The sequence below is a fragment of the Pseudomonadota bacterium genome, from assembly GCA_039028935.1.
Lineage (GTDB): Bacteria > Pseudomonadota > Gammaproteobacteria > Steroidobacterales > SZUA-146 > SZUA-146.
In genome coordinates, this window is sequence record JBCCHD010000006.1 from 16794 (window position 1) to 29260 (window position 12467).

General features: G+C 55.9%; 8 protein-coding genes. 2 read left to right on the forward strand and 6 right to left on the reverse strand.

What is annotated here, in order from left to right:
• Positions 1–32: 32 nt before the first annotated feature.
• Positions 33–782 (reverse strand): YebC/PmpR family DNA-binding transcriptional regulator, encoded by a 750-nt coding sequence (locus tag AAF465_04425; GenBank protein MEM7081955.1) that lies wholly within the window; start codon positions 780–782, stop codon positions 33–35.
• Between the two features lie 59 nt (positions 783–841).
• Positions 842–1492, reverse strand: coding sequence for a YfaZ family outer membrane protein (locus tag AAF465_04430; GenBank protein ID MEM7081956.1), 651 nt, complete (start codon positions 1490–1492; stop codon positions 842–844).
• A 160-nt stretch (positions 1493–1652) separates the two neighbouring features.
• Between AAF465_04430 and AAF465_04435 the strand changes: the two genes are divergently transcribed.
• Positions 1653–3881 carry a bifunctional (p)ppGpp synthetase/guanosine-3',5'-bis(diphosphate) 3'-pyrophosphohydrolase gene (locus AAF465_04435; protein ID MEM7081957.1) on the forward strand — a complete coding sequence of 743 codons (2229 nt, stop codon included), beginning with the start codon at positions 1653–1655 and terminating at the stop codon, positions 3879–3881.
• A gap of 280 nt (positions 3882–4161) precedes the next feature.
• The gene (locus tag AAF465_04440) at positions 4162–4959 is read left to right on the forward strand and encodes a hypothetical protein (GenBank protein ID MEM7081958.1); all 798 of its coding nucleotides are present in this window, start codon (positions 4162–4164) and stop codon (positions 4957–4959) included.
• Between the two features lie 203 nt (positions 4960–5162).
• Here the strand turns inward: AAF465_04440 and lpdA are convergent, their stop codons facing one another.
• From lpdA to AAF465_04460, 4 genes are all read right to left on the reverse strand, one after another.
• Positions 5163–6590 (reverse strand): dihydrolipoyl dehydrogenase, encoded by a 1428-nt coding sequence (lpdA, locus tag AAF465_04445; protein ID MEM7081959.1) that lies wholly within the window; start codon positions 6588–6590, stop codon positions 5163–5165.
• Positions 6591–6670: 80 nt separating this feature from the next.
• Positions 6671–7843, reverse strand: coding sequence for a 2-oxoglutarate dehydrogenase complex dihydrolipoyllysine-residue succinyltransferase (gene odhB / locus AAF465_04450; GenBank protein ID MEM7081960.1), 1173 nt, complete (start codon positions 7841–7843; stop codon positions 6671–6673).
• Between the two features lie 43 nt (positions 7844–7886).
• Positions 7887–10715, reverse strand: coding sequence for a 2-oxoglutarate dehydrogenase E1 component (locus AAF465_04455; GenBank protein ID MEM7081961.1), 2829 nt, complete (start codon positions 10713–10715; stop codon positions 7887–7889).
• A 202-nt stretch (positions 10716–10917) separates the two neighbouring features.
• Positions 10918–12411, reverse strand: coding sequence for a pyridoxal-dependent decarboxylase (locus tag AAF465_04460; protein MEM7081962.1), 1494 nt, complete (start codon positions 12409–12411; stop codon positions 10918–10920).
• Positions 12412–12467: the final 56 nt, after the last annotated feature.

Consider the following 12467-nt stretch of genomic DNA (forward strand, 5'->3'; position numbering starts at 1 on the left):
CGAACGCCTGACTCGCGGTCTGGTCACTGGGCTTAGTCCGCCATACCAGCCAGAATCTCGTCAGAGATCTCAGCGTTGGAATAGACTTCTTGCACATCGTCCAGGTCTTCGAGACGTTCGAGCAAGTTCATAATGGTCTGAGCTTCTTTGGCATTGAGTTCGGCTGTGGTTGACGCTTGCATCGTCACTTCAGAGCGTTCCACCGGAAACTCAGCACCGGTCAGCGCATCCCTCACCGCTTCAAACTCATTGGGATCGGTTGTGACATCGAAGGTACCGTCACTGTTATTGACCACATCCTCAGCACCGGCATCGAGCGCAGCCTCCATCAGGGCGTCTTCATCCGCCTCCTGCCCTATGCTGATCAATCCGACTTTGTTAAACAGATACGCCACCGAGCCGTCCGAGCCGAGATTACCGCCCGCCTTACTAAACGCATGACGCACCTCCGCTACCGTGCGGTTTCGATTATCGGTCATGCAGTCCACCATGACGGCGGCGCCGCCTGGGCCATAGCCCTCGTAGCGCACCTCCTCATAGTTCGCCCCTTCGAGTTCGCCCGCCGCTTTTTTGATCGCACGCTCGATATTGTCTTTGGGCATCGACACCGCTTTGGCTTTATCGACCGCTAACCGCAGTCGCGGATTGGCGTCCAAATCCGATCCCCCCATCCGTGCTGCAACCGAAATCTCTCGGATCACTTTGGTAAATAACTTTCCGCGTTTTTTATCCTGTGCGCCCTTGCGGTGCTGAATATTTGCCCATTTACTATGGCCTGCCATCGTGCTGTTCCTGTCGTATTGTCGAGTTGAAAAGAATTCGTGTTGTGATTCGGCTTCGATTAGAACTTGAGCCTAAAGCCAATATGAACGCCGGTATCAAAATTGAAATCGCCACGTAATTTGAAGTCGCCCTTTAGCGTACGCGCCCCGATATACACATCGCCATTGCGCAAAACGCTATAGCTACCGTACAGCCACAAGTCAGCAAACTCTTCGAGATCACCAAACGCCAATACGTCCGGCGAAAAATACAGATGACCGCCGTATCCAATGCGATCATAATTTGGCAATTGACCACTGAAGTAACCACCGATCGACAACGCATAACCGTCTTCGGTCGGCGACGACGGCGGCGGCACAATGGCGATAGTCGGGAGGTTGTCCAGATCCGTATTGGCGTAAACCACACGACCACCCAGACCCGCCGCTACCGGCCGCGCCTTGGTTGCGGCATTGCCGATGATATGAAAATCACCCGTGATCACCGTGCCGCGATCTTGATGATTGAACGCCGAGGCACCAAAGGCAATCTGTCGAGTCGACGGCGATTGCTGCCACGATAGCCGCACGGCATCATCGTTGATGTCCAGACCCAGCGTCGCGGTTTGCGCACTCGCGGCCATCGACCCTACCAGGCTGAGCGATACGGCAGCGGCCATGGCGCCCTTGGATACCCATTCGCGTAAGTTCTGCAAATTTGTCGAGATCATGACTCCCCCTTGGTGCATGGTGCACCTATTTTACGCACAAGACTGAATGAAAGCACCGTCTAACGGTCTATCTGACAACAGAAAAAGCGTATGATTGCGCGGTAATGTGCTCCATCACCGCCGCCTGCCAGAGTCTGACCCCAATAAACGGCCGCCCGCCATGACTGATAAACCCTCCGACAATCCGCGTTCCATCACAAACAGCGTCACGGCGCTTGCCCCGGACGAGCAGCTTGACGGCCGCGTGGTTCGATCCGAGGTCAATGAGGCCGAGGCGCTGCGCGAATCAGTGGAGCAATTTCTCGCGCATCGCAACGACGGTGGTGATCGCTTTGCCCAGGCCCTTGCCGAAGGACAGGCCATCGTCGCCATTGTGGGCGACCTGGGCGTCGACGCCACCATGCGCGCTGGCACCCTGCTCTTCCCATTCGTTCGCGACGAGCTCATTAGCCTCACTCAGATCGGTAAACACCTCGATAAAACACTCGGGGCTCTGGTGGGCGAAATCGTAAAACTATCCAAGTTTGGTGAACTGGGAAATTGGAACAACGAAACGGCCTTGGGTGCTCGTCAGGTCGACTCGCTACGGCGCATGCTTCTGGCCATCGCCGAAGACGTGCGGCTAGTGCTGGTGCGCTTGGCTGACCAGCTTCATCGTTTACGTCAATGTAAAGACGCGAGCGAGGCAGAGCAACGTCAAGTAGCCATGGTCACACGCGAGATTTTTGCACCGCTCGCCAGCCGTTTGGGTATCTGGCAGATCAAATGGGAACTCGAGGATTTATCGTTTCGATTCTTGGAGCCTGAGCAATACCAAATCATTGCGCGATTTCTAGCCGAACGCCGCGCCGACCGAGAGGCGTACATCGCGGACGTCACACACTTGCTCACCACTCGTATGGATGAAGCCGGTATTCGAGGCGACGTACAGGGACGACCCAAACACATTTACAGCATCTGGCGAAAAATGCAGCGCAAGCAGCTCGACTTTGAGCAGGTGTACGACGTACGCGCCGTCCGGATACTGCTCGATGATGTAACGGACTGTTACACAATGTTGGGCGTGGTACACGGCAATTTTCGCTACTTACCCGGTGAGTTTGACGACTACATCGCCACACCCAAAGAAAACAACTATCAGTCACTGCATACGGCGGTAATTGGTCCGGGCAACAAAACCGTTGAAATTCAAATTCGCACGCACGAAATGCACGCACATGCTGAGCTGGGTGTGGCGGCACACTGGACCTATAAGGAAGGCGCTTCCGCCAAACCCAGCTACCACAAGAAAATTAATTGGCTGCGGTCGATTCTCGAGCCCGCTGCCGATGAAGACACGCGGGTAGATGAGAACGACACCGAAGACTTCATTGACCGTTTCAAAGCGGAAATATTCGAAGATCGCGTCTATGCGGTAACCCCCAATGGGGATATCGTTGATCTGCCGTTTGGGTCCACGCCACTCGACTTCGCCTACTATCTGCATACGCAGCTTGGCCATCGCTGCCGTGGCGCTAAAATCAACGGTCGTATCGTGCCGCTCACGCACACGCTTGAAAATGGCGATGTCGTCGAGATCATCTCCGCCAAAGAGCCGAAGCCCAGCCGCGACTGGCTCATTCCACAATTGGGTTACCTCATTTCCACACGGGCCCGCGCGAAAGTGCGTGTGTGGTTTCGGCGGCAGGACAAAGAACACATCGTGACGCAGGGCCAAAATCTTTTGGAGAAAGAACTCAAACGACTGGGTGTCGAAGTGCCCCATGTCTCAGAGCTCGCCAAAGAACTCAAGCTGGAGGGCGCCACCGGACTGTATGCCGCTGTCGGCAATGGCGACCTCACGGTTGTTGACGTCGTGCGCGTGGTACAACGACTGACTACGCCACAGCTTCCCGATGACCCGCCGGTAATAAAAACGAAGAAGACGAAGGAAGCCGGATCCGGTCAAGATATTCGTATTGCCGGTGTGGGTGATCTGCTCACCACCATGGCGGCATGCTGTAAGCCCGTGCCACCCGACGATATCTGTGGCTACATTACGCAGGGGCGTGGCGTTACCATCCACCGCACCGATTGTGGCAATGCGTTACGCCTTCAAGTGACACACCCTGAACGACTTCTTGAGGTGACGTGGACCGAAGACCGTCCAGACAAATATCCGGTCGATATTGAAGTAGAGGCCTACGATCGCGAAGGCCTCCTCAAAGACATCACAGCCTTGTTATCCACGGAGCGAATCAATATCGCTGCCATTAACCTCATGCAAGATGAGGCAAGTTTTGCGATCAAAATTCAGATGACGTTGCAGATTGCGGGTCTCGATGAATTGAGCCGGATTCTGCTCAAAATTTCCTCTCTACCCAATGTATTTGCCGTTCAGCGCCAATAGCGAAACGGATGGCGGCGCGCTGTGCGCCGTCGGGTCACCGACCCGTTTCGCAGTTTAAGTGCAGACCAAACCGGCCAAAACCACCGCCTTAACGCGGGTATGACTGACTTTTTGCGCATTGTGCGTCGTGCTGTTGCCGCTTGGGACGTATGCAAGCCAGCGGGATTGCGGGTAGACTGTGGTGGAGTGGATCAGCCGGCCTAAGAGCCGCTTGTCACGAACACAATAATAAATCGCGATCGCGCGCGAGGCGCGTCGATCCAATTGGGAGAGCAATTCGATGAAAACGATTATTCGCGTTACGGCGACTGCGCTACTGTTTACCGCCTCGATTGTATCGCACGCGGCCAGCGTCAGCCTCGCGTCGTTCATGAGCGCAGACAGCTATATGGCAGAGACAAGCTTCAGTGGCGCTTTTGCCCAAATTGGCCGTGGCGATGGCAGTCTCGGCTCAGTCGGTGCGCTTACGGGCGACAACGATGGACTGTACAATTTCGCGGACTTTGGCGAGCCCGACCCGCAAGCGTTCGGCGGCGTTGACCTGTTTCCTCGCGAACAGAACTTTGAAGTGGGTAGCCTCACCTATGATGATTCGCAGCTCAATGGCTCCGGCACGGAAACGGTGCAAATCACAGGCATCGATTTGAGCGCCTTTTGGACCGCTGACCCAGCCCGCTTGGATAACTCGCCAGGCGCGGTACCGACTGTCCTCAGCGACATTTCGGATCAGGCGATTGGCCTATGGTTGTTCAACAATCCCGGCGGCATTAGCTTTGGCGGCCTGGACAGTAACGACACCTTGACGTTTGTTGACGGCGTGCTCACATCCATTGACCTGAGCATCACAACGCAATTTACGGTTGAATCGTTCACAACGTTGGTCTTCGACGGCACGTTCACGATTTCCGGCAGCGCATTGTCTTACATGATTAATGATTCCGCTGCAGGCTCTACGTTTATCGCCGATCTCAATGGCGAGGTCTTAGCGGTCTCTCAAGTTCCAGTGCCACCGGCGCTTGTACTACTGCCCTCCGCCCTCGCTCTACTGGGTCTATCCGGGCGGCGCCGTCGTCCGTAACGGAAAATAGCCACAGGGCTAAAACGAAAGGAAACGGGGTATCGGTCGACAATCAACGATCATCGGGCCCACGCTGGCGGATTAGCCAAAACAAAAACGGCGACATTAAGTCGCCGTTTTTCGTTCCCCGATATCAGACAGCACCGAACACACTCGAGTTGTTCGGCATGTCATTCACCGTTCGCCCTTCCTAGGCGGGCATGCTATCGATTAATGCCGTGAATGGCTCGCTTATCCGTTGCGAGCGCTGCCTCATGCAGTGCCTCGGACAATGAGGGGTGCGCATGAATGGTGCGCTGAAGATCTTCCGCACTGGCCGTAAACTCCATCGCCAATACTGCTTCGGCAATCAGTTCACCCGCCATCGGGCCGATAATATGCACACCCAAAATTTCGTCATCGTCGGTGGACGCCAACACTTTGGCCATGCCGCCGGCCTGTTCCAGCGCTTTGGCCCGACCGTTTGCACCGAATCCAAATGAACCGGATTTATACGGCACGCCCGCTTCTTTGAGCTCTTCTTCCGTTTTTCCAACCCACGCCATTTCGGGCGCCGTGTAAATCACTGAGGGAATCACGTTGTAATTCATATGGCCATATTTGCCGGCCATAAGATCACCCACCATCACCCCTTCTTCCGAACCCTTATGGGCCAACATCGGGCCACGCACCACATCCCCGATGGCCCAGACATTGGGGACGCCGGTTCGGCACTCATGGTCGACCACAATAAAACCGCGCTCGTCCGTGCGAACACCGGTATTGTCGGCCAACAGTCCGGCCGTATTGGGCCGGCGGCCGACCGCGACAATGACTTTATCGACATCGAGCGTGCCGCCACCTTTCTTATCTTCGTATTCCAGCGACACTGCACCGTCATTGACTGTTGCCGATTTGACCTTTGCGCCCAGGCGAATATCAACGCCCTGTTTTTTAAATTGGCGGTGCGCGTCTTTAGCAAGCTGCTGATCCGCGGTGGCCAAAAAGCTGTCCATCGCCTCAAAAATGGTGACCTGTGAGCCCAGTCGCTTCCAGACGCTGCCAAGTTCAAGACCGATGACGCCACCACCGATGACTCCCAGTCGCTCTGGGACATGATCAAACTCTAGTGCGTCCCACGAATCGACGATGTGTTCTCGATCAAAGGGCATGTTGCCGAGTTCAATCGGTACCGATCCAGACGCCAGAACGATATGCGTGCACTCCAGCACTTCCGCTTCTCCCTCATGCGGGATGTACTCGACCTTGCCCGGTGCCAGCATACGACCGTGACCAAACAGCCCCGTCACTTTGTTGGCTTTAAATAACTGCACAATGCCACCGGTAAATTGTTTGACGATGCCGGTTTTTCGTTCCTGCATCTTCGCCACATCAATGGTTGGCTTGGACACGCCAATACCGTGAAGATCAAACTCGTGCTCGGCGCGATGGTACAACTCCGACGACTCCAGCAGCGCCTTGGACGGGATACAGCCCGCGTTCAAACACGTGCCGCCAAACGCCGACGAATCGTCAAAATTTTTCCAGCCGTCAATGCAAGCTGTGTTGAGTCCATTTTGAGCGGCGCGTATGGCGGCTACATAGCCGGCCGGGCCCGCGCCAATGACCACGACATCAAATGTCTGTGACATGAGTATTCCTCTACTCTAGATAATTCGGATCGGATTGAACGCGCAGCGCACTTCGGTGCAAACGCGTTCGATCAGTGTGATTAAACGTGCAGCAATAGACGAGCCGGGTCTTCCAACGCTTTTTTGATTTCAACCAAAAACTGCACGGCATCGGCACCGTCAATGATGCGATGATCGTATGTCAGCGCCAGATACATCATCGGACGAATCTTTACTTCCCCATTTACCGCCATTGGTCGATCGGTAATCGCATGCATACCCAATATCGCACTCTGCGGCATATTCAGAATCGGCGTTGACATCATCGAACCAAACGTACCGCCGTTGGTGATACTGAAGGTTCCCCCGGTCAATTCTTCCAGCGTGATTTTTCCTTCACGTGCACGGGCCGCAAATCCTCGTATGCCTTGCTCTATATCGGCGAGTGTCATGTGTTCGGCGTTTCGCAACACCGGCACCATGAGTCCGCGTTCTGTCGATACCGCAATACCTACGTCGTAATAGTCGTGGTACACGATATCCCCGTCTTCAAGCGACGCGTTGATAATTGGAAACTTCTTGAGTGCCTTGACGGCCGCGACCACGAAAAAAGACATAAAACCCAGCTTAACGCCGTGTTCTTCAACAAAGGCCTCTTTGTACTTTGCGCGTATCGCCTTGACTTCGGTCAGGTCCACTTCGTTAAACGACGTCAGCATGGCTGCGGTCGATTGCGCTTCGATCATTCGTTCGGAGATACGCGCCCGCATTCGGGTCATGGGAACCCGTCGGTCGCCACGCGATCCCACCGGTGGCATCGCCGCGGGAGCCGAAGCCACATGCCCCATCACATCTCCCTTAGTGAGTCGACCATCCTTTCCGCTGCCTTTAATGCCCGAGGTATCGACCTGGTTTTCTTCCACAACACGACGCACGGCTGGGCTCAACTTATCGGCATCGTTGTCGGCCGTCGCGGCGGCGGCTGGCGCGGGCTCAGCCGCGGGCGTTGGGGCCGCGGCGGGCTCGGCGTTGACTTCGCCTGGCTCAACCACCGCGAGCACCTCACCTGCGACCACCGTGGTGCCTTCCTCCGCTTTGATTTCTTTGATGACGCCATCGACCGGCATGGGAATTTCAAGCACCACCTTGTCGGTTTCAAGCTCAACGACGATGTCGTCGCGACTCACCGCATCGCCAACAGCTTTGTGCCAGGTGCCCACCAATGCATCGGTCACCGATTCGGGCAGGGCATCAACTTTAATTTCAGTGCTCATAAATCATCCTTTGAGGAAGGCGTGTTTGTTTCATGTGGTTGGTTTAGTGCGCCAGACCCAGGGCCGCGGCGACGAGCCCGGTCTGTTGCTCTTTATGGATGCTTGGGTAACCCGATGCCGGCGCTGCCGACCCGGCGCGCCCGGAATAATAAAGACGACGGGTCGTACCCAGCGGTTCCTGTAAGCGATGGCGAATCTGGTACCAGGCACCCTGGTTTTGTGGTTCTTCTTGACACCACACCACCTCGGTCGCATTGGGAAACAACTCCAATTCTCGGGCGTAGTAGCTCGCTGGGAACGGATAGAGTTGCTCGATTCGTACGATCGCCACATTGTCGACGTTGTGCTGTCGACGCTGTTCATCCAGATCAAAATACACTTTGCCACTGCACAACACGATGCGGGTCACTTTACCGGGGTCGGGGCGACGATTGTCCGAAATCAGTAGCTGAAAACCACCGGATTCGAGTAACTTAATATTGGATACCGACTCTTTATGCCGCAGCAAGCTTTTGGGCGTCATCACAATCAGCGGTTTGCGCAATGGTCGCAACATCTGACGCCGCAGCATGTGGAACATCTGCGCGGGCGTTGACGGCACGCACACCTGCATGTTCCATTCGGCACACAGCTGCAAATAGCGCTCAAGGCGAGCCGACGAGTGCTCGGGTCCCTGCCCCTCGTATCCGTGCGGCAAAAAGAGCACCAGTCCGGACAAGCGCCCCCACTTGGTTTCGCCGGAACTGATGAACTGATCGATAACCACCTGAGCGCCGTTGGCGAAGTCGCCAAACTGGCCTTCCCAGATCACTAGTGTGTCGGGTGCCGTGGTCGAATAGCCATACTCAAAGCCCATCACGGCCTCTTCGGAGAGCAGGCTGTCGGTGACACGAAAACGCGGTTGATTCTCGGCAAGATGCTGGAGCGACACATACTGCCGGTCTTGATCCTGGTCGTGCAGCACCGCATGTCGATGGAAAAACGTGCCTCGACCACTGTCCTGACCGGTGATGCGGATGGCATAACCATCATCGAGCAAACTGGCATAGGCCATGTTCTCGGCGAATCCCCAGTCCATCGGTATCTGATCATTGAGCATGCGTGCGCGATCTTCGATGATCCGTTTGACCCGGTTATGCAACCGCAAATCTTCCGGCATCGTGAGCAGCACTTCCCCAAGTTTTTGAACCTGCCCAGGCGGCAAGCGCGTTTCCGTGCCCACACCAAGATCACCCTCTAAGAAACGTGTCCAGTCGACGGTGTGTTCGTTGCCCTCTAAGCCGATCAACGAATCCTGCACGGATTCTTTGCGATCAAGCTTATCCCGATACTCATCCGCCAGTGCTTTGACCGTGGCGTCGTCCAACACGCCAGTGCTGACAAGATGTTCGGAGTACATTTGTCGGGTAGTGGGGTGTCGCTTGATCTTCTGATACATCTGCGGCTGAGTGGCCGAAGGCTCGTCCGCCTCGTTATGACCATGACGCCGGTAGCACACCAGGTCGATCACAACGTCCTTGCCGAAACGCATTCGATAAGCGAGTGCTAGGCGACCCGCCGCCAACACCGCTTCGGGATCGTCACCGTTCACGTGGATGATCGGCGCTTCGATCATCTTCGCCACATCGCTACAAAATGGCGTGGAACGTGCATCGGCCGGATTGCTGATCGTAAAGCCAATCTGGTTGTTGCAAATAATGTGCACCGTACCGCCCGTGGCGAACCCGCGGGCCTGCGACATTTGGAAGGTTTCCATAACAACGCCTTGGCCTGCAAAGGCGGCGTCACCGTGAACAACGATCGGTACAACCCGCTGCCCGGTTTCATCCAGCCGTCGCTCCTGACGAGCGCGCACCGAGCCCACGACGACAGGACTGACGATCTCCAGGTGGGACGGGTTGAACGCCAATGCCACATGCAGCGGACCGTGCGGCGTGGACAAATCGGCCGAAAAGCCCATGTGATACTTAACGTCGCCCGATCCGTTGTTCGCAATTGCGCTGTTTCCCTCGAACTCATCAAACAAGGTCGCCGGCGATTTGCCGAGCACATTGACCAATACGTTGAGTCTTCCCCGGTGCGCCATACCGATGACGATTTCCTCAACCCGCTCTTTCCCACACTGGCGCACGATATCCTGCACCAACGGAATCAGGGAATCACCGCCTTCCAACGAAAAACGTTTCTGCCCAACGTAGCGTGTGTGCAGATAGCGTTCGAGGCCCTCCGCGGCGGTGAGATCCTTGAACAGTCGTGTTTGATCGTCTGCGGTGAGCTCCGGGTTCACTCGCCCCATTTCAAATCGTTCACGCAGCCACAACCGTTCCGCCGTATTCGAGATGTGCGAAAACTCAACGCCAATGCGTCCAGCGTAAATCGTATCGAGCAACGAAAGGATGTCTTTAAACGGTAAACGCTCTTTACCCGCCAATTCAGCGGTCAGGAAAGATTCATTGGGGTCTACGGCCGACAAACCATGAAACGATGGTTCCAAATCGGGAGAGCGAACCGGATCGGACAGTTCCAATGGATCGAGCTGTGCGCACAGATAACCATGCAAGCGATAATTGTTAATGAGCCGCAGGACAGCTGATTGGTCGCCTAGACTGCCTTGATCGGTGTCATCGGTCACACCGCTCGCGGCACCGCGCATGCTTTTGGCCTGTTCGGCCAGCGCCTTGCGGATGGGCCCATGGGCCACATCGCGGGCGGTTCCCTGGCCGCTCTGGCTTATGCCTTTGAAGAAGGTCTGCCAACCCGGTTCGACCGAATTGGGGTCTTCAAGGTATTGCTCATAAAACTGCTCTACGAGTGCGGCGTTACCGCCAAAGAGTGCGGAGTACTTATATAAGTCGGATAAGGATTGACCCATGGGGATTCCCGGCTCGCCGTGGCTCGGTCAGAGGATACAAGGGCCGTGATGACGGCCCGCGTCTGGCATTGCAAACATGCTCGAATTGTAGCGTATTGAATGCAGCGAAGGAACCGTTCAACCAACCGAAATCTGTCGGTTTTTTCGTCCAGCAACCCTCGCCACCAAGCGCACCCTCTGGCGGACCATCCGCGCCCGGATTTCAGGCTGTGAATAGACGCGCGAGGCGAACCGTTTCGTCCACCAAGAGATCGAAATCTGACTGTTCGCTACGGTGATTAGCGATCGCGACACGCAGGCAATACACGCCATTTAGAGTCGTATACGACGGCACAGCCGTGCCGCTTTCCTGCATCTCGATCAAAATACGCTTATTGAGCTGATTGAGCGCGTCTAAGTCGAGACCCGCAACGACCACGCGATAACACACAATATCGAGCCCGACGGGTGCCACAAGCTCTAGCTCTGGCACGGCTTGAACGCGCTGGGCTAGATACTGCGCCTGCGCCACATTCTTGCTCATCATTCGACCCAGTTTTTTCGTGCCGTGTTCTTTCAGGGACATCCAGATTTTGAGTGCTCGAAACTGCCTGGAGAGCTGCACACCATACTCACTCGCCCAATCGCTACCGCTGGCAACACCGGCTGTTTCTTTTGCCAGATATTCTGGAATGAGCGTGAACGCCTCTTTGTGTGCCTGGCCATGGCGGACCAGCACGCAGCCGGCCTCGAACGGCACATGCAGCCACTTGTGCAAATCGAGGGCCACACTATCGGCGCGCTCAAGGCCCGAGAGCTGGGGGCGAATGTCATCGGCCAACATCGCAATGGCACCGATCGCGCCATCGACGTGAAACCACAATCCGTACGTCTGACAAATATCAGCCAACGCCGGTAAATCGTCAATGGCGCCCGTATTGACGGTTCCCGACGTGCCGATCACGCAGATCGGTTGATAGCCTTTGGCCAAATCTGCCTCAATCGCGCGACGCAGCGCACTGATGTCGATGCGGTAGTTCGCATCGACCGGCACGCGAACCAATGCTTGGCTACCCATTCCCATCAGTTCAAGCGCCTTTTGATTACAGCTGTGCAACTCCGTGGAGGCATACACTCGCATTGCTGGGGCATTGGCACCGGGTCCCGACTGATAACCGTGTCGCCGATGGTCGTAGGTCGACTGGGCGTGTCGCGCGACCACCAGCCCCACTAAATTGGCCATCGAACCCCCACTGACCAGCAAGCCGGAACTGTCGCTTGGCAGATTAAGCGCCTGCACCAGCCAACCGATGACCTGTTGCTCAACCACCATGGCGCCATGTTTGCCAGCTCCGGAATTGGCATTGAGCATCGCGGTCAGAAGTTCAGCGTACGCGCCCATAACGGTGCCGTTGCCCATGTACCAAGCCCAAAATCGAGGATGAATATTGCCGAGTGGGAAGGGCCTTATATACGCCAGAAACTGCTCGTAGACGGCATCGGGCCTCATCGGCTCAGCGGGCGGTGCCTGCTCGAAAAACGCCTGCATTTCATCGCTCGGCGGTTGCCAGACCGGACGCTCGCGAACCTCGGCGAGAAAATCGATCAGATCGTCCACCATACGATGCCCCAATGCACGCATCGATGCCCAGTCGGCCGGGTCGAGCGTCTCTTGATCGCTCTGCGGATCGAGTGGCTCAGGGTGAAGATCGCTCATGGCATTCGCGCTCCCGACTCGCACATAGCGAAGTGACGCATCGTGCAGCGTTCTTG